General features: G+C 67.7%; 18 protein-coding genes and 1 pseudogene. 8 read left to right on the top strand and 11 right to left on the bottom strand.

Going from position 1 to position 18,228, the window contains the following annotated elements:
- The first annotated feature begins 112 nt into the window (after positions 1 to 112).
- The 4 genes from ACIA8C_RS37180 (at position 113) to ACIA8C_RS37165 (ending at position 3,050) form a co-directional block, all read left to right on the top strand.
- Positions 113 to 688, top strand: coding sequence for a dihydrofolate reductase family protein (locus ACIA8C_RS37180; protein WP_397143085.1), 576 nt, complete (start codon positions 113 to 115; stop codon positions 686 to 688).
- A gap of 13 nt (positions 689 to 701) precedes the next feature.
- On the top strand, positions 702 to 1,043 hold the full coding sequence (locus ACIA8C_RS37175; RefSeq protein ID WP_397143083.1) for a YciI family protein: 342 nt from the start codon (positions 702 to 704) through the stop codon (positions 1,041 to 1,043).
- Positions 1,044 to 2,276 carry an RNA polymerase sigma factor gene (locus ACIA8C_RS37170; protein WP_397143081.1) on the top strand — a complete coding sequence of 411 codons (1,233 nt, stop codon included), beginning with the start codon at positions 1,044 to 1,046 and terminating at the stop codon, positions 2,274 to 2,276.
- A gap of 87 nt (positions 2,277 to 2,363) precedes the next feature.
- Positions 2,364 to 3,050, top strand: a complete 687-nt coding sequence (locus tag ACIA8C_RS37165; protein WP_397143079.1) for a Clp protease N-terminal domain-containing protein — start codon at positions 2,364 to 2,366, stop codon at positions 3,048 to 3,050.
- A 185-nt stretch (positions 3,051 to 3,235) separates the two neighbouring features.
- Here ACIA8C_RS37165 and ACIA8C_RS37160 read toward each other — a convergent pair whose 3' ends face one another.
- Positions 3,236 to 3,727 carry a pyridoxamine 5'-phosphate oxidase family protein gene (locus ACIA8C_RS37160; RefSeq protein ID WP_397143077.1) on the bottom strand — a complete coding sequence of 164 codons (492 nt, stop codon included), beginning with the start codon at positions 3,725 to 3,727 and terminating at the stop codon, positions 3,236 to 3,238.
- Positions 3,728 to 3,789: 62 nt separating this feature from the next.
- Here ACIA8C_RS37160 and ACIA8C_RS37155 point away from each other — a divergent pair, with 62 nt between their 5' ends.
- On the top strand, positions 3,790 to 4,821 hold the full coding sequence (locus tag ACIA8C_RS37155; protein ID WP_397143075.1) for a helix-turn-helix transcriptional regulator: 1,032 nt from the start codon (positions 3,790 to 3,792) through the stop codon (positions 4,819 to 4,821).
- Here the strand turns inward: ACIA8C_RS37155 and ACIA8C_RS37150 are convergent.
- The 6 genes from ACIA8C_RS37150 to ACIA8C_RS37125 all read right to left on the bottom strand — a co-directional run bounded on the left by ACIA8C_RS37150 (position 4,781) and on the right by ACIA8C_RS37125 (position 11,469).
- Entirely contained in the window at positions 4,781 to 5,101 is a 321-nt protein-coding gene (locus tag ACIA8C_RS37150) for an NIPSNAP family protein (RefSeq protein ID WP_397143073.1), read from the bottom strand. The two genes, ACIA8C_RS37155 and ACIA8C_RS37150, sit on opposite strands and share 41 nt — an antisense overlap.
- A gap of 10 nt (positions 5,102 to 5,111) precedes the next feature.
- On the bottom strand, positions 5,112 to 6,212 hold the full coding sequence (locus ACIA8C_RS37145; RefSeq protein ID WP_397143071.1) for an FAD-dependent monooxygenase: 1,101 nt from the start codon (positions 6,210 to 6,212) through the stop codon (positions 5,112 to 5,114).
- 207 nt (positions 6,213 to 6,419) lie between these two features.
- Positions 6,420 to 7,883, bottom strand: coding sequence for a GntP family permease (locus tag ACIA8C_RS37140; protein WP_397143069.1), 1,464 nt, complete (start codon positions 7,881 to 7,883; stop codon positions 6,420 to 6,422).
- A gap of 10 nt (positions 7,884 to 7,893) precedes the next feature.
- Positions 7,894 to 8,517: a bifunctional 4-hydroxy-2-oxoglutarate aldolase/2-dehydro-3-deoxy-phosphogluconate aldolase gene (locus ACIA8C_RS37135; RefSeq protein WP_397143067.1), complete on the bottom strand. Its 624-nt coding sequence runs from the start codon at positions 8,515 to 8,517 to the stop codon at positions 7,894 to 7,896.
- The gene (locus tag ACIA8C_RS37130; RefSeq protein WP_397143065.1) at positions 8,514 to 10,127 is read right to left on the bottom strand and encodes an amidohydrolase family protein; all 1,614 of its coding nucleotides are present in this window, start codon (positions 10,125 to 10,127) and stop codon (positions 8,514 to 8,516) included. Before ACIA8C_RS37130 ends, ACIA8C_RS37135 begins: the two co-directional genes overlap by 4 nt.
- Before the next feature lie 13 nt (positions 10,128 to 10,140).
- The gene (locus tag ACIA8C_RS37125) at positions 10,141 to 11,469 is read right to left on the bottom strand and encodes an amino acid deaminase (protein ID WP_397143063.1); all 1,329 of its coding nucleotides are present in this window, start codon (positions 11,467 to 11,469) and stop codon (positions 10,141 to 10,143) included.
- 105 nt (positions 11,470 to 11,574) lie between these two features.
- Between ACIA8C_RS37125 and ACIA8C_RS37120 the strand changes: the two genes are divergently transcribed.
- The 3 genes from ACIA8C_RS37120 (at position 11,575) to ACIA8C_RS37110 (ending at position 13,905) form a co-directional block, all read left to right on the top strand.
- On the top strand, positions 11,575 to 12,618 hold the full coding sequence (locus ACIA8C_RS37120; protein WP_397143061.1) for a sugar kinase: 1,044 nt from the start codon (positions 11,575 to 11,577) through the stop codon (positions 12,616 to 12,618).
- 106 nt (positions 12,619 to 12,724) lie between these two features.
- Positions 12,725 to 13,495: an IclR family transcriptional regulator gene (locus tag ACIA8C_RS37115; RefSeq protein WP_396990070.1), complete on the top strand. Its 771-nt coding sequence runs from the start codon at positions 12,725 to 12,727 to the stop codon at positions 13,493 to 13,495.
- A 2-nt stretch (positions 13,496 to 13,497) separates the two neighbouring features.
- Positions 13,498 to 13,905, top strand: a complete 408-nt coding sequence (locus ACIA8C_RS37110) for a RidA family protein (protein WP_397143059.1) — start codon at positions 13,498 to 13,500, stop codon at positions 13,903 to 13,905.
- 92 nt (positions 13,906 to 13,997) lie between these two features.
- On the opposite strand, the gene ACIA8C_RS37105 is transcribed toward ACIA8C_RS37110, so the two are convergent.
- The 4 genes and pseudogenes from ACIA8C_RS37105 to ACIA8C_RS37090 form a co-directional block, all read right to left on the bottom strand.
- Complete coding sequence (locus ACIA8C_RS37105; protein WP_397143234.1) at positions 13,998 to 15,587, bottom strand: ATP-binding cassette domain-containing protein; 1,590 nt, start codon at positions 15,585 to 15,587, stop codon at positions 13,998 to 14,000.
- Positions 15,576 to 16,361, bottom strand: a pseudogene (locus ACIA8C_RS37100) (ABC transporter ATP-binding protein); the annotation flags it as partial. The gene ACIA8C_RS37105 and the pseudogene ACIA8C_RS37100, both read right to left, overlap by 12 nt.
- A 10-nt stretch (positions 16,362 to 16,371) precedes the next feature.
- The gene (locus ACIA8C_RS37095) at positions 16,372 to 17,286 is read right to left on the bottom strand and encodes an ABC transporter permease (protein WP_397143057.1); all 915 of its coding nucleotides are present in this window, start codon (positions 17,284 to 17,286) and stop codon (positions 16,372 to 16,374) included.
- Complete coding sequence (locus ACIA8C_RS37090) at positions 17,283 to 18,227, bottom strand: ABC transporter permease (RefSeq protein WP_397143055.1); 945 nt, start codon at positions 18,225 to 18,227, stop codon at positions 17,283 to 17,285. Before ACIA8C_RS37090 ends, ACIA8C_RS37095 begins: the two co-directional genes overlap by 4 nt.
- Between the last annotated feature and the right edge of the window lies 1 nt (position 18,228).

The following is an 18,228-nucleotide window of genomic DNA, read 5'->3' as shown; positions in this document are numbered from 1 at the left end:
GTCGGTGGCCGATTCGACGGCAGAAAGTTTTCGCGGAGGTGTCGATTCGGTGGTCAGGCGTTCGTGTAGTTGGTGAAGCCGGTAATGGACCGGCCTTACCGAAGGAGCGAACATGGGCAGGATCACCGCGGTCGAGCACGTGACGTTGGACGGCGTCATGCAGTCCCCCGGCCGGGCCGACGAGGACACCAGGGACGGATTCGGGCTCGGCGGCTGGGCGCGGCGGTTCAGCGATCCCGTGCAGGCAGCGGCGATGGGCGAGCATCTGACAGACGCGCACGGGGCGCTGCTGTTGGGGAGGCGCACCTACCAGGATTTCGCCGGATTCTGGCCGCGTCAGACCGACAACCCGTTCACCGAGGTGCTCGATAAAACCCAGAAATACGTGGCCTCACGCATCCTCACCGAGCCGCTGCCGTGGCAGAACTCCACCCTGCTGCCCGGCGACGCCATCGCAACCATCGCCGAGCTACGGCAGGATCTCGATCTGGTCGTGCTCGGCAGCGGCGATCTGCTGCGATCGCTGATGCGACACGATCTGGTCGACGAGTATCTATTGCTGATCAACCCGACTGTCGCCGGCACCGGCCGCCGCCTGTTCGACGGCGTCGAGCTCGGCGATCTGCGGCTCGTCGCGAGCACCCCGACAACAACCGGTGTCATCATCGCCACCTACCAGCGCGGATGAGGAGGACAAAACAATGAAGCAATACCTGCTCAGCATCTACCAGCCGGACGGCGAGGGCGTCCCCGACAATATCGACGAGATCATCCGAGACCTCGACGCGGTCAACGCCGACCTGAAGGCCGCAGGCGCATGGGTGTTCGCGGCCGGACTGCACGCCCCGAGCACCGCGACCGTGTTGCACGCCAAGGGCGATGACGTGCTGATCACCGACGGCCCCTACGTCGAAGGCAAGGAACACATCGGCGGATTCACCATCATCCGGGCCACCGATCTGGACGAGGCCCTGGAGTGGGGTCGCAGGCTGGCCGCGGCGATCACGCTGCCGATCGAGGTACGGCCGCTGCGGGACAGCTAGATGGGCGCACCCGTGACCACCGCGGTGATCGAGGCAGTGTTCACCGAACACTACGGCCGTGCGGTCGCCTGCCTGATCCGTGTCTTCGGCGATATCGGTGTCGCCGAAGACGCGGTGCAGGACGCGTTCACCGCCGCCGTGCGGCGCTGGCCGTCGGACGGGCTGCCGCCGAGCCCGCCCGGCTGGATCATCACGACCGCACGCAACCGGGCCATCGATCGGCTGCGCCGGGAAGCCTCCCGCGCCGACCGCCATGCACAGGCCGCGTTGCTGCACGCCGACGCCGAACCGGCCGAAGAGGAGGGCGCGGTGCACGACGACCGCCTACGGCTCATCTTCACCTGCTGCCATCCCGCGCTGGCACGCACCGCCCAGGTCGCGCTCACCTTGCGACTGCTCGGCGGGCTGACCACCCCCGAGATCGCCCGTGCCTTCCTGACCTCGGAATCGACTATGGCGCAACGGATTGTCCGCGCCAAGGGCAAGATCCGCGACGCCCGCATTCCCTACCGGGTGCCCGCTGACGCCGACCTCCCGGCCCGGCTGCACGCCGTCCTCGCGGTCATCTATCTGATCTTCACCGAGGGCCACACGGCGACCTCCGGCGACCGGCTCACCCGTGCCGACCTGTGCGCCGAGGCGATCCGGCTCGGCAGGCTGCTGACCGAGCTCATGCCGGACGAGCCCGAAGCCGCCGGGTTGCTCGCGTTGATGCTGTTGACCGAGGCCCGCCGCACGGCCCGCACCGCCGCGGACGGATCGCTGGTGCCGCTGCCCGAACAAGACCGAGCCCGGTGGGACCGTGAGCGCATCGCCGAGGGCCACGCCATCGTGCGAGAGTGCCTGCGCCGCAACCAACCTGGGCCGTATCAGCTGCAAGCCGCGATCAACGCCGTGCACACGGACGCGCCGATCGCGGCGGCCACCGACTGGCCGCAGATCGTCCGGCTCTACGACCGGCTGACCGCGCTGACGCCGAGCCCGATCGTGGCGCTCAACCGGGCCGTCGCGGTCGCCGAGGTCGACGGCCCCGACGTCGCGCTCGGCTTGCTCGACGATCTCGATCTCGAAAAGTACTACCTGTATCACGCGATTCGAGCCGACCTACTCGAACGCCTCGGCCGCACAACCGAAGCCGCGGCCGCCTTCGACGCGGCGATCGCCCGCACAGGCAATGCCGCCGAACAAGCCTTCCTCACTCGCCGCCGCGAATCGTTGACCGACCGCCGCTGAATGCCGACTCGACATCGCATATCGACCAGCTGTTCGACAAAGTTGACTACCATCGAATCAGCGGCCAACGGCCGAAAGGGGGTCGCTATGTTCGAGAGATTCTCCGATCAAGCCCGCCGGGTCATCGTGCTGACCCAAGAAGAGGCGCGCGAGCGCGGCCACGACTACATCGGCGCGGAACACATGCTGCTCGCCATCCTGCGCGCCTGCGAGATCGGTTCCGCGGCCACCACCGCACGCGCGCTGGCCGAGTTGGGGATCGAACCGGCCGCGGCGCGGGCGCAGATCGCGCTCACGCCGGGCACGGCGGATCACGGCGTGTCGAGTCACATTCCCTTCACCAAACAGGCCAGAAAGGCGCTGGAAAACAGCCTGCGCGAAGCGCAGACGCTCGAACACGTGCATATCGAGCCGAGCGACATCCTGCTCGCGCTCACCAGCACCGCCGACGACGACCCGGAAACGCCCGTCGGCACCGCCGTCACCACACTCGGTCTCACGCACGAGAAGCTGAGGCGGGCCCTACGTGTCGCCTCGACGTATCGGGCTGCCGCCACCGTCACCCCGCATTTCACGACGCGAGCGCAGAAAGCGTTGGCGCGTGCCGACATCGAAGCCCGTAAGACCAATAGCGGCAGAGTCGATGTCGGGCACTTGCTGCTCGGGCTCATCGCGCCGGACGATGAGGTCGTGCGGCCCGCGCTGCAGGCACTCGGTATCGATCCGGAGCAACTCGCTACCGAGGTACGCAACCGGCTCTCGCGCGAGGAATAACCGCTCCGTCGTTGGCGGGACCGGATTTCAAGCCTGCACCCGCCGATCTTCCGCGACATCGTCTGCCTGACCAGCACGCCGAATGACCCACTGGTGCAACGGTTTCAACACGAGCTACGCAAGCGCGGCGTGGCCGTCCCCGCGGCGATCGCCGCACAGCTTACGCCGCCGCGCTGATTACCGGTTCAGTGCTTACGCACCACCCGTTCACCCTGACCCGGCTTCCAAATCGTGATGTCCAGATGGTCGTCGATCACCTCGACCGTCGACGCGCTGCTCAGATCCGCGATGTAGAAGTGATCGAACTCGTCATCGCGAATGTCGAGCCCGACCTCATCGAACAGTTGCTGCGCGAAGCGCGCGTGGACCTCCTTGTCCGGCAGGTCGACGACGGTGCCGAACAGTTTCGCGTCGCCGTCGCTGACCTTCGTGTCGATGGTCGCGGTGTGCAGGCAGAAGCGCGGGTCGCGGGCCAGGTCGCGGAACTTCGTCGTACCCGGCATGCCCGCGATCACCAGCATGTCCTCGAAGATCCGCGGTTCCACCGGGCTGATCCGCGGGAACCCGTCCGAGCGGAGGGTGCCGAGCATGCACAGGTAGCCGGTGGCGGTGTACCTGCGCACGAAGAGTTCGGAGATGTGCGGCGCCTCTGCTGTGAATTCGCTCCAAGTGGTCATGTTCTAGACAGTACGAGCGATCCTTGACATCTTGTGTCAGGGTTTCTGGCTAATCTCGACTCATGCGAGCGAGTCGACTGTTGCAGTTACTGCTGATCTTGCAGACGCGCGGGCGGTGCACGGCCGGCGAGCTCGCCGAGGAGCTCGAGGTGTCGGTGCGCACCGTGTACCGGGACGTCGAGGCGCTGTCCGCGGCGGGCGTGCCGGTATATAGCGAGCCGGGCCGCGCGGGTGGGGTGCAACTCGTCGACGGCTACCGCACCAGACTGACCGGCCTGACCACCGACGAGGCGGACGCCGTACTGCTCGCCGGATTGCCCGGCGCGGCAGCCGATCTCGGCCTCGGCACCGTGCTCGCCACCGCCCAGCTCAAGGTCCTCGCCGCGCTCCCACCCGAATTACGCGGCCGCGCAACCCGAATCGCCGAGCGGGTGCACATCGACGCGCCCGGCTGGTTCCGCCCGCCGGACGAGACGCCCACCCTGAATGTCGTCGCCGACGCGCTCTGGCACGACCGGCGGTTGCGGGTTCGGTACGGCCGCAAAGACAAGGTCGTCGACCGCCGCCTCGATCCACTCGGACTGGTGATGAAGGCGGGCACTTGGTATCTGGTGGCCCAAGACGGCACGGCAGTCCGTTCCTACCGAGTCAGCAGGATCATCTCCGCGGAACCGACCGGCGAATCATTCACCCGCCCCGCCGATTTCGACCTTGCCGCGCATTGGTCCGCAGCCGCCGACGATTTCGCACAGTCCATGCTGCGCGTCCGCGCTCGCTGCCGAATGCCCGCCACCCACCTGCGCCTGCTGCGGTTGTGGCACGAGCCCGTCGCGGTCGCCGTGGCGCTGGCTTCGGCCACCGAGCCCGACTCCGATGGATGGGTCGAACTGACGCTCCCCTCGGAGTCCTACGATGTCCTCGCCCACGCCATCCTCCCGTTAGGCGAACACTGCGAGGTACTCGAGCCGCCCGAGCTGCGTGCCCGCATGGCGGAGACCGCCGGCCGCATGCACGCTCGCTACCACGCGAAGACCCGCGGCCAGCCACCCTGCCCTAACGACTCGGCGCGGGCGCGGCCGGTGCCGCCCGCATGAACACCTCTTCCCGCGTGGTGAACAGCGGAGGAAGCGTCCGTCGAACCTCCTGCGCTCGCCGCGTCGCAGGGTCCGCCGCAACCGCGGCTTGGATCCGCTGATACGCCTCCTCATCGTCGTACTCCCACACGGCGACGACCCGACCATCCTCCGTCTCCCACCGACCAATCAGCCGCGCCTCATGCCGCAGCTGCACCGGCAGCAAGTGAGTCCGGAAGAAGTCATGGAAAACCGTGAGATTCTCCTCGACGGCCCGATAGATCCGCATTCGATAGATCACGATGCCGCCGTCAGCAGGTCCGGTCGAGAACTGGTGCAAGGGAATTCGCCTGGACCGAGGCGGGGATTAGGCGCAATGCCGCGTTTCGCAAGGCGACAACGGGGGGCGATGACAGCTGGGCGATGGTGCCGATGCGGCGGGATCGGGTGACGAGCATTTGGGTGCGGGGTCTGCGCTCCTGGTCATATCTGGTCAGGTCGGGGTCTTCGGTGGCGACTCGGGCGAGGATGACGGCGTCTTCCAGGGCTTGGCAGGCGCCCTGGCCGAGGTTGGGGGTCATCGCGTGGGCGGCGTCGCCGATGAGGGCAATGCGTTCGGCAACATAGGTTTTCAGAGCCGGTAGGTCGTATAGGTCGTGTTTGAGGACGGCCGATTCTTCGGCAGAAGCGAGTAAGGACGGGATGGGGTCGTGCCATGTGCCGAAGCGTCGGCGTAGTTCGGCAAGGCCGCCGCCGGGGGTGCCCTCGGGCATGTTGGCGACGGCGAAGCAGTAGACGCGACCGTCGGACAATGGCACGAAGCCGAACCGTTCACCCCGGCCCCAGGATTCGCCGAGCTCGGTGATCGGCTGCGCGGGCGAGACCACCACCCGCCAGGCGGAGTAGCCACGGTAGCGAGGTGTGATGTCGCCGCAGATCGCGCGGCGGACCACACTGCGGACGCCGTCGGCACCGACAACAAGGTCGCCCATGGATGTCCCACCGGAGTGGATGACGGTTCCGTCCGTCCGCGCCTCGCGCACCGAAACACCGGTGCGCAGTGCCTCTTCCGGAAGCGCCGCGTGCAAGATATCCAGCAGATCGGCACGATGCATCACGATCGGACTACCGAACCTCGCACGGATGGTTTCAGTATCGACGCGAGAAATCCACCGCCCCTTACTATCCCGGATACCGGCCGCCCCGTCCTCGATAGCCCGAGCCCGCACCTGATCACCGACACCCAGCGCGTCGAGCGCGCGAAGCGCATTCGACCACAAGGAAATCCCCGCCCCCACCTCCGCGATCCTGGCCGCCCGCTCCAGCACCTCCACCTCCCACCCGCCCCGGATCAACCCGATAGCAGTGGCCAACCCACCAATTCCACCGCCGACAATGACCGCCTTGGACACTCGCAACCCCTCACTCTCAGATGGTCACGAGCGTAAAGCCGCAGCCAGGTTCGCGAGTATGACCCCCGTCTCGTGCGACCTACGACTCCCTTTGTGACCAACTCGGCGATGCGGTACGTCGAATGCTTCGCCGGGCAGTGACCGGCCGCAGTCGTGATGCCGCTGGCCCCCAGTCACTGCGCGGTGCAGTGACTGGGGGCGGCGGGGTCAGCTGACGATGGCGAAGAGGATCGCCGCTACCGCGAAACTTACTACGGAGAGGATGGTTTCGAGGACGGTCCAGGTTTGCAGGGTTTGTTTGACGGACATGTTGAAGAACTTCGCGATGATCCAGAAGCCGCCGTCATTGACGTGGCTGAGGATGATCGATCCCGCGGCGATGGCCATGGCGATCAGGGCGATCGACATTTGGGAGTAGCCGCCGCTGGCTACCAAGGGGGCGACGATGCCGCCGGTGGTGACGATGGCGACGGTGGCCGAGCCCTGGGCGATGCGCAGACCGCAGCTGATGATGTAGGCCAGGACGATCACGGGAAGGCCTGCCGCGGACATGGTGTCGGCGAGGGCGGTGCCGATTCCGGTGGCGGAGATGACCTTTCCGAAGAAGGCGCCCGCGCCGACCACCAGCAGCAGCATGCCGACCGGCCGCAGCGATTCCGCGGTGAGCTGGCTGAGTTCCTGCACGGTGGACCCGCGGCGCACGCCGAGCACGTAGAAGGCGACGAGCACCGCGATGAGCAGCGCCACCGCAGGCGTGCCGAAGAACGTCAGCACCTGCAGCAGCTGAGAGTTCTTGTCCAGCAGCTGAGTACCGAAGGTGGCACCGAGGATCAGCACCAGCGGGATGGCGATGATCGCGCCGATCAGCCCGACCGACGGCGGCGCCGTCGTCACCGGCCGCTTCGTGGCGACGCCACCCGAACCGTCGGAACCCCGCTCCCCCTCATCGGGAGCGGGCTCCTTCTCCTCGTCTTTGCGGACGAGAAACTCGTCGGGCACCTCGATCTGGACGCGCTTGCCGATGTAGCTACCCCAGACGATGCCCGCTGCCACGAATCCCGGTATACCGCAGATGAATCCCATCAGGATCAGCCAGCCGAGGCTGACGCCGAGCAGCCCGCCCAGCGCGACCGGACCCGGGTGCGGCGGCAGGAACGCGTGCGTCATGGACAGTCCGGCCAGCATCGGCATGGCGTACAGCACCAGCGAACGCCCACCTTGCTTGGCGGCCACGTAGATCAGCGGCGCGAGCACGAAGATGCCGATATCGAAGAACACCGGGATGCCGAAGATGAGCCCGAGCAGGCCCATGGCGACCGGAGCACCGCGCTCGCCGAACAGATCCAGCAGCTTTCGGGTCAAAACGTCGGCGCCACCGGATTTTTCGAGGATCGCACCAAGCACGGTGCCCAGCCCGATGATCACCGCGATGTGCCCGAGGATGCCACCGAAGCCGGTCTCCAGGATGGAATCACCGGACTTGATCGCCGTGCCGACGATCTTGGACACCGGTAGTCCGGCGGCGAGCGCCAGCGCTAGTCCGGTGAGCAGCAGCGCGATAAACGGCTCCAGCTTGACCTTGATAATGGCGAATAGCAACACAGCGATCGCGAGCCCACAGAGCACCAAAAGCCCCGGGGTAGTGGTGCGCAGCCAATCAACGGCGCCCATGGTGGACCTCTCAATTCATGGATCGAACGAACGATGCCGCACGCGAAGCGATTTCGGACCAGTGGCCCGCCGCGACATCGGAAGGGGCAACAACGTCGGTTCCGGCCGTGACGGCAACTGCGCCGGCGGCCAGGAATTCGGCGGCATTGCCCGCGTTGACGCCACCCGAAGGGATGAGCGCCACGTCAGGGAATGGACCACGCAGGTCCTTCAGATAGCCAGGGCCGAGCGCCCTGGCGGGGAAAATCTTCACTGCGGCCGCGCCGAGATCCAGTGCGGTCAGCACCTCGCTCGGCGTGAAGGCGCCCATCACGACCGGAATGTCGTGCTGCGCGGCGACTTCCGCCACCTCGGCGCGCAATCCCGGGGTCACCAGGAACTGTGCGCCACTGTCGATGGCTGCCTTGGCTTGTTCGCCGGTGAGTACGGTGCCGACTCCGAGCACGGCCCCCTCGGCGGCGCTGGCCGCGGCGAGATAGCCGAGCACACCCGGTGTGGTGAAGGTGAGCTCCAACGCCCGGATACCGGACGACGCAAGCGCTTCGGCGAGCGCGACCGGATCGGGGATCTCGGGCGCGCGCACCACGCTCAGCACGCGATCAGCCCGGATCACCTGCAGGGCCGAGGTACTCAATATGTCTCCTTCCGCGAAGCGTCCATGCGCAGCGCACGTCCGGCGAGAGTCCCGGTCGGCGCGCCGTTTTCGATGGCGAACTCGCCATTGACCAGCACGTGCCGGATGCCGCGCGCCTGCTGTTTCGGGTTGTCGAAGGTCGCGGTGTCCACGACGGTTTCCGGATCGAACACCACCAGATCAGCGGCATATCCGGTGAATACGAGCCCGCGATCACGCAATCGCAACCGATCTGCGGGCCGGCCGGTCAGATGATGCACACAATCTTCGAGTTCGAGCACGCCGAGCTCACGAACGTAATGCCCGAGATAGCGCGGGAACGTACCCCAGGCACGCGGGTGCGGCCGAGCCGGGGCGAGCAGCGCGTCGCTGCCACCCATGTGCCCGGGGTGCACCATGATCGCGCGCACGTTCTCCTCGTGCCCGACGTGCTGCAGAATGCTGGTCGCCAACTGATCGCGGCGCAGCAGATCGAAGAACACCTCGACCGGCGCCATGGCACGCTCGGCGGCGATCTCGTCGACCCGCTTGCCGACATATCCGTCGAGCTCGGAGTTGGCCACGCCGCTGATCTGAATGGTCTCCCATTCGACGGTCACCCCGTGGCACCCGTCGGACCCGTTCACGTTCACATCCGCGGTAATTCGCGCCCGCGTCTCGGCGTCGTCGAGACGAGCCAGCGCCGCGTCCGGTCCCCCGGACATCGCCCAACTCGGCAACAGCGCCGAAAGCGTCGTCGCGCCAGGAAGATACGGATAGGTGTCCAAGGTGATATCGCAGCCCTCGGCCCGCGCGGCATCGATCAGCGCCAGGAATTCCGGCGCGCGTCCACGATTCACGTGAAAGTTCATGGTGGCGTGGGTGAGGTGCAGTGCGCATCCGGTGGTGCGAGCCAGCTCGATCATCTCCGCGTACGCCTCGAGCGCGCCCGCGCCATAGGACCGGGTGTGCGGCGCGTAGAACCCGCCGAACTCGGCGACCACCTGGCACAGCGCCGCCAATTCACCGGTGTCGGCATACATTCCGGGCGTGTAGGTGAGCCCGCTGGACATGCCGACCGCACCTTCGCGCAGGCCCTGAGAGAGCAGCTCCTGCATGCGGCGGACCTCGTCCGCCGTCGCCGGACGCTGTTCCGCGCCGACGACCAGCAACCGCAGCGTGCCCTGCGGCACGAGATATGCCGCGTTGGGCGTGATCCCGCGATCGAGCCGATCCAGGTACTCACCGACGCTGCGCCAGGAGAAGTCGAGATCGCCGGGATTGCCGTTCCATCCGGCGATCTGGCGTCGCACCACCGCGAGGGTGGCGTCGTCGATCGGCGCGTAGGACAGCCCGTCCTGCCCGATCAGCTCGGTGGTGATGCCCTGGCTGATCTTCGGAAAGTGGCCCGGATCGGTGAGCAGGTGCAGGTCCGAGTGGGCGTGCATGTCGATGAAGCCGGGGCACAGCACCGCGCCGGGTCCCGCGTCGATGATCCGGTCGGCGCCGGCGATACCGCGCGGCTCGGCGATCCGCGCGATGCGCCCCCGCTCGACGAGCACATCGCCGCGGAAGCTCGGCGCGCCGGTGCCATCGATGATGTCGATGTCGCGAAAGAGTAAGTCCGTCATGGTCATCGACTCGTCAGAAGAACGTGTGCAGGAAGTCGACGACCCGCGGCGACTTCGCGTCGGCGTCGTCGATCACCGGGATGAGCCGCCACTTGTCGAACGCGGTACACGGGTGCGACAGGCCGAGCCGCACCACCGCGCCGACCGCCAACTCGGTGCCCTCGGGCAGGCGAAGGAACGCGTGCTGGTCGTTGAGCGCGGAGACCGTCGCAGCCAGCGCCGAACCCTCGGGTCCCGCAACGTATTGCGGCACCGGCAGCCCCTCGTCGAAGGGCAGATCACGCCGCCCAGCGTCCAGCAGCGCCAATTCCGGCTCCGGGCGAGAAATCGCGCGGGCCCAGCCGTGCATGGCCGAACGCAGCGGCTTCTCACTGCGTGCTGCGGCGAACGGGGAGATGCCCGCGTAGAAGCCGTCATCGTGGATGATGTACGCCCCGGAGCGCAACACGACCGAAGTCGGAACTCCCTGCGCGCCTTGCTCATCGGCGAGACTCGCCAGACGTTCGACGACCAGGTCCGGATAGGCGCTGCCACCGGCGGTCACGATCGCGCCGTCCGGATACCGTCCGGCGGCGGCGAGTTCGCGATGCAGGCGGGCAAGTTCGTCGAGGTAATGCCGCACCGTGTCGGTGGCCCCGGCCATGCGGTCGTGCGCCAGCGCGCCCTCATAGCCGCCCACTCCGGCAAGAGTCAGCCGCCGCGCGCCGGTGATTGCGGCCGCGACGGCGTGCGCCTGCTCGACGGTGCGGGCACCGGTACGACCGTGTGGCCCACCGAGTTCGACGAGCACCCGCACCTTCGCCGACCCCGGCGCGGACCGCAGGTGCTCGTCCATCAGCTCGATCGTCTCGACGCTGTCCGCCCAGCAGACGAACTCGAAGGCGGGATCGTTCGCCAATTCCGCGGCCACCCAGTGCAATCCGACCGGATCGACGAGCGCGTTGGCCAGCAGCACCCGGCTGACGCCGAAGGAACGCGCGACCTGAACCTGCCAGATGGTCGCCAGGGTGATGCCCCAGCACCCCGCAGCCAGCTGTTGCGCCCACAGCTGCGGTGACATGGTGGTCTTGCCGTGCGGCGCGAGCTGTACACCCGCGGCACTCGCCCAATCGGCCATGACGGCGACGTTCGCCTCGACGGCGGACCGGTCGATGGTCAGCAGTGGCGTCTCGAACTGATCGAGACTCGGTGCGGTGGCGAGGAATTCGCGCACGGTGCGACCCCAGGCGGCGGGCGGCAGCCCTTTGTGCTCGGGTCCGATCGTCCGGTCTCCGAGTCCTGCTACGACGTCTTCGTCGATCGCCACGGCATTCCTTCCCAGCGAATTCACCTCATTATGCATAGCGTATTGCTATTGCATATTTTGCAATGCTTGTTGCGCATCGTGTTTCGTGTGGTTATTCTGCACGGGATGGCCGGTGGCCGCAAGCACAGGAGGGAGATCGGTGTGACGTGGCCTACGTCGACCCGCTCACGGGCGGTAACTGTCGGCGAGGGACTCGCGGTGCTGGTGGCGCAGCCGGGACCGCTGGAGGAGTCGGAGAGCTTCGAACGGACCGCGGGCGGCGCGGAGGCGAACGTGGCCACCGTGCTGCGCCAGCTCGGTGTCGACACCGCGTGGTTGTCCCGCGTCGGCGACGACGGGTTCGGCCGTTATCTGGTCGCGCACCTGGCGGCACGCGGCGTCGACGTGTCGGCGGTGGTGACCGATCCCGCCCGGCCGACCGCGGTGTACGTGAAGGAGCGCGGCAGCGGCTCGGGCAAGGCCACCGATCTGGCCGACCGGGCCAGCCGCATGCTCTATTACCGGACCGGCTCGGCGGCCAGCGCGCTGTCCCCGGCCGATCTCGCGGCGACCGCGGCGGCCGAGTTGCTCGCGCAATGCCGCCTGATCCACTTCACCGGGATCACCACCGCGCTGTCGGCGTCGGCGACCGGGCTCACCGAGGCGCTGCTCGCCCTCCCCCGCGACGGCAGGCTGGTGAGCTTCGACCTGAACTTCCGGCCCGCGCTGTGGGCCGGGCGTGGCGAACTGGCCGCCGAGGTGCTCGCGCGCCACGTCCGCGGCAGCGATGTGGTGTTCCTCGGCGCCGACGAGGCCGGTGCGGTCTTCGGCACCCACGACGCCGACGAGCTGCGCGCGCTGTTCCCGCAACCCGCGCAGCTGATCGTCAAGAACGACGCGCACACGGTCACCGGATTCGCAGGCACCCAGCGCGTCGAGGTGCCCGCGCTCGGGCTGGAGATCACCGAACGGATCGGCGCGGGCGACGCGTTCGCCGGCGGCTATCTGGCCGCGCTGCTGCACGGACGACCGCTGGTGCAGCGGTTGCGTTTCGGGCACCTCTGCGCGGCGGCGGCATTGACCGGAACCGGGGACGGCGCGGTACTGCCCGCCCCGGCGATACTGGAGAGACTGGTCAGCGTGGACGAAAAAGCCTGGGCCGAACTGCATTACAACGACAGTGTCATTCAGGATGTGGCTTCATGAGTGAGCGTAAGCGAACGAATCAACAACACAGTGCGCTGGCGCACGACGGAGCTGAGCGCCAGCGAGGCGGAGTCGGGCGTCACCTTAGAGTCAGCGAGTCGCAGTCATGAGTCAGAGTTTGTCGCGTGCGTTGACCATTCTCGTTGCCCTCGGCGAGGATTCGCGATCGCTGGACCAGCTGGCGACCCAGCTCGGCGTGCACAAGTCGACGGTGTTGCGGCTGCTGCAAACGATGGAGGCGCAGCGCTTCGTCACCCACGACAGCCAGCACCGGTACGTGCTCGGGTCGCGGCTGTTCGAGCTGGCCAACCGCACCCTGGAGCAGCGCGACGTGCGCACCCTCGCGCGACCGCATTTGAGCGCCTTGAACGCCGACACCAAACAGACCATCCACCTGGCCACCTACGAGTCCGGCGATGTCATCTACATCGACAAGCTCGACGCCACCCAGAGCGTGCGGATGTACTCGCGGGTCGGCCGCCCGGCGCCGCTGCACTGCACCGCCGTCGGCAAGGTGCTCATCTCGGCGCTGCCGCGATCGGAATGGCGGATCATCGCCGAGAAGATCGACTTCCACCCGTTCACCGAACGGACCATCCGCACCCCCGAGCGCTACCTGATCGAGCTGGAAAAGGTTGCCGCACTGGGTTATGCGGAGGACCACGAGGAACACGAGAGCTTCGTCAACTGCATCGGTGTCCCGGTGCGCAACGGCACCGGCGCGGTGGTCGCCGCGGTCTCCATGTCGGTGCCGGACATGCTGCTCGACCACGATCAGGTGCTGGCCGAACTGCCGCGGGTTCGCGCGGCCGCCGACGCCATTTCCGCCGAGCTCGGCTGGACCCCCGGCCGCGCAACCACCCCCACGAAAGGCTGACCATGAGTGAGAAGATCGCCGTCCGCACCACCGATGCGCCCGCACCCGCGCACACGTTCTCCCAGGGCGTGCGCAAGGGACCGTTCGTGCAGGTCTCTGGACAGGGTCCGGTGGACCCGGTCACCAACGAGTACCTGTACCCGGGCGACGTTGCGGCACAGACCATCCGCACGCTGCAGAATGTAAAGGCGATCGTCGACGCGAGCGGTGCGACGTTCGACGATGTGGTGATGCTGCGCGTCTACCTGACCACCCGCGACGACTTCGGCGCGATGAACGAGGCCTACGGCGAGTTCGTCGCCGCCAACACCACCGGTGACGTATTGCCAAGCCGCACCACCGTATTCACGGGACTGCCGCGCGCGGAAATGCTCGTCGAGATCGACGCCGTCGCGATCGTCTCCGAGTAGTACGAAGCAGCCGCCCCGACCGAGTGGATCGGGGCGGCTGGACCGCGCCGCGTAGTCAGCCGCGACGCGGGGCCTGGGTTCTGCTGCGCCCCTTAGACTTTCGCAGCCAATTCACTATCGACCGAAGCCGCGACGTCATCGTCTGCGGCTTCGTCGTCGTCCTCCGGCCCGCCGACGACACCCGCACCAGGGATCGCGTCCAGCAGTTGACGGGTGTACGGATCGGCGGGCGCGGTGAGGACATCCTCGACCGGGCCCTGCTCCACCACCCGACCGTCCCGCATCACCACGACCTCGTGCGCCAGCGCGCGAACCACGGCCAGATCGTGCGAGATGAACAGGTAACTGACGCCGAGCCGCTCCTGCAATGAGGCCAGCAGCGTCAGGATCTGGTCCTGCACCAGCACATCCAGCGCCGACACCGCCTCGTCGCACACGACGAGCTGCGGCTCGATGGCCAGCGCCCTGGCGATCGCGACACGCTGGCGCTGCCCACCGGACAGCTCGTTTGGATACCGGTGCGCCATCGCGGCGGGCAGCGCCACCTGCTCCAGTAGTTCGGACACCCGCTTACGGCGGGCCACCCGATCGCCGATGCCGAAGGCGCGCAATGGTTCCGCGATCAGCCGCTCGACCGTCCACATGGGATCGAGCGACGCGTACGGGTCCTGGAACACCGGCTGCATCGACAGCCGCGCGGCGCGCAACGGCGCGCCACTCAGCCCGACCATGTCGACACCGTTCAACTTGATGGTGCCGGAGGTGGCGGTCACCAGGCCGAGCACCATCCGCGCGGTCGTGGTCTTGCCCGAGCCGGACTCGCCGACGATCGCCGTGGTGCGGCCGCGGGTGATATTGAACGACACGTTGTCGACCGCGCGCAGCACCCCACCGCGACCGCGGATCCGGTACTCCTTGCTGATGCCGGAGACCTCGAGGATCGCGGAACCATTGGCGGGCACCGCCTTTGCCGGTGCGTCGGCAGCGGCTTCGTCGGTGGACGCCTTCGCGTCGTCGACCTTCGCCTCGGCAGCCGCGTCGGCGGCGCTCTTCGTGTCGGCGAGCTCGCCGTCAGTCGCTTTCTCGTCGGCTGCCTTCTCGTCGGCTGCCTTGTCGTCGGCTGGCTCCTCGTCGGCTGCCGTCGCGTCAGCTGCCTTGTCGTCGGCGGCGTCGCCGACCCCTGCTGCGGCGGTCGACTTGTCGTCCGACTTCTCGGCAACCGCCTTCTCGTCAGCAGCGTCCGCATCGGTCGACTTGTCATCGTCCGACTTCTCGGCAGCGACCTTCTCGTCGGCACCCTTGTCGCCAGCAGACTTCTCAGCAGTCGCCTCGGACTCGGTCTCAGCGACCTCGTCGGCGACTACCTTCTCGGTAACCACCTTGCCGTTACCCTTTGCCGCCTTCTTGACCGCGACCTTGCCATCGACAGCCTTCTCGTCGATAGCCTTCTCGTCGGCAGCGTTGTCCTCCGCCGCGGTCTTGTCCTCGACCAGCTTCGCGTCGGAATCCGCACCGCCGGTAGCCGTTTCGTCAGCAGCCTGCGCAGCGACGACCTTGTCGTTCGCGACCTCGGCAGCGACCGTGGCGTCACCAACCTCGTCGGCAGACCCGTTCTCGCCGACCGCGGCCTGTTCCTCGAGCACCTCATCGACCACAACCGGATCAGCCCGCCGCGGCGCGATCAGCGCGGGTGCCGCGGCGACCAACCGCCGCGTGTACTCCTCCTGCGGGTCCGTCAGCACCTGCCGGGCTGGCCCGGACTCGACGATCCGCCCGTCGGACATCACCACCACCCGGTCCGCCCGCTCAGCCGCCAGCCCCAGGTCGTGGGTCACCAGCAACAGCGCGGTGCCGAGCTCTTGGGTCAGCTTCTCCAGGTGATCCAGGATCTGGCGCTGCACAGTCACATCCAGCGCCGAGGTCGGCTCGTCGGCGATGAGCAGAGCCGGACGGCAGGCCAGGCCGATCGCGATCAGCGCGCGCTGCCGCATGCCGCCGGAGAACTCGTGCGGGTACTGCCGCGCCCGCCGCGCGGGCTCGGGCAACCCCGCCTGCCCGAGCAGCTCGATGGCGCGCTCTTTCGCTTCGGCGCGGGTACAGACCTTGTGCGCCAGCAGGGTTTCCGACACCTGACGACCCACCCGGGATACCGGGTTCAGGTTCGACATCGGATCCTGCGGAACGAGGCCGATCTCTTTGCCGCGCAACGCGCGCAGCCGCTTCTCCTCGGCGTGCGTGATGTCCTCGCCGCGCCACTTGATGCTGCCGCCGGTCACCCGGCCGGAGCCGGGCAGCAGGCCCATGATCGAGTGTGCCAGTGTCGATTTGCCGGATCCGGAGGCGCCGACCACCGCGACCCGCTCCCCCGGTGCGACGACCAGGTCCGCGCCGTGCACGGCGGTCACCGCGCCGAAGGACACCCGCAGATCGGCGATCTCCAGAAGTGGTTCAGTCATTGCTGGCTCCTCAGCGCCGTGTCTTCGGGTCGAGCGCGTCCCGCAGGGCGTCGCCGAAGAGGTTGAATCCCAAGCAGATCAGCGCGAGCGCCACACCGGGGAAGATGCCCGGCCACGGCGTGCGGGTCAGGTACTGCTGTGCGTCGGACAGCATGATGCCGAGGCTCGGCGCCGGCGGCTTGATGCCGAGCCCGAGGAACGACAGGATCGCCTCGCCGATCACGGCCGTCGGCATGATCACGGTGGCCTGCACGATGATCGGCGCCAGCGAGTTGGGCAGGATGTGCTCGCCGAGGATCTTCCAGGACGGCACGTCCATCGTGTTCGCGGCGAGCACGAAGTCGGTTTCCTTGAGCCGCAACGTTTCCGCGCGCACCACCCGCATCATGATCGGCACCTGGGCGATGCCGAGCGCGATCGCGGCGTCGGCTAGCCCGCCGCCGTTGATCGCGGTGAGCCCGACCGCGAGGATGATGAACGGGAACGCGAGCAGCACGTCGGACAGCCGGGACAGGATCATGTCCAGCGTCCGCCAGTACCCGGCGAGCAGGCCGAGCGGCACGCCGATGAGCACCGCGCACAGCACCGAAAGCACGCCGACCTCGAGCGAGGCACGCGTGCCGTACAGCACCCTGGAGAAGATGTCGCGGCCCAGATCGTCTGTGCCCAACAGGAATCCGACGGTGCCCGGCTGCTGGAACGGGGTCGGGAAGTGCACCTCGCTCGGCGAATAGGGGGCGAGCAGCGGCGCGAACACGCCGACGAAGATCACGATCAGCAGCAGTACCGCGCCGACCATGCCGAGCGGGTTGTGCCACAGCTGGCGCAGCACGCGACCGCGCACCGCCGCCAGCGGCGGGGTTTCGATGGGCTTGTTCTCGACGCCGGGAGCTGCCTCGACGGCCGGGGTATCGGTAATGGTCACTGCGCCCTCCCGGACACTCGCACGCGGGGGTCGATCACCGTGTACAGCACATCGACCAGCAGGTTGATCACGATGTAGGACGCGGCGATCACCAGGATGACCGCCTGGATCACCGGGTAGTCGCGGGTGAACACCGAATCGAGGGTCAGCTTGCCCATGCCGGGCAGGCTGAAGATGCGCTCGGTGACCACCGCGCCCGCGATGAGCCCGCCGAGCTGCAGCCCGACGATCGTGGTGACCACGATCAGGCTGTTGCGCAGGCCGAATCGGAAGATCACCGCACCGCGGCCGAGGCCCTTGGCCCGCGCCGTGCGGACGAAGTCGGCGGTCAGCGTCTCCACCATGGACGACCTGGTCTGGCGCTGCACCACCGCCGCGTGCGCGAGGCCGAGGATGATCGCGGGCAGCGTCAGGAAGTAGAGGCCGCGCAGCGGATGCTCGAACGGCGACACGTACCCCGAGGCGGGGAACCAGTTGAGCTGCACCGACAGATACAGCACCGCGAGGATGCCGACCCAGAAGGTGGGCACCGACAGCGCGGCCAGCGAGAAGCCGTTGGCGACCCACTCCGGCCAGCGACCGCGATACACCGCGGCGATCACACCGCCGATCACGCCGGCGAGCACCGCGATGATCATCGCGTACACCGCGAGTTGCACGGTCACCGGCAGCGTGGTGCCGATCATGTCGATCACCGGCGTGCCGGTGCGGATGGACCGCCCGAAATCACCGGTCAGCGCGTGCCAGACGAATTCGAAGTACTGCACCGGCAGCGACCGGTCCAGCCCGAGATCGGCGCGCACCGCGGCGATGGCCACCGGGTCGGCCTGCTCACCCGCCATCACCGTGGCGGGATCGCCCGGCAGCGCGCGCACCCCGAGGAAGATCACGATCGACGCGAGCACCAACGTGACAGCGGACTGCCACAGACGGTGAAACACA

Source organism: Nocardia sp. NPDC051321 (assembly GCF_044455225.1).
In the GTDB taxonomy this organism is placed as follows: Bacteria; Actinomycetota; Actinomycetes; order Mycobacteriales; family Mycobacteriaceae; genus Nocardia.
Note: the sequence above shows the minus strand (reverse complement) of the source record. Positions and strands in the feature narration are given on the sequence as shown.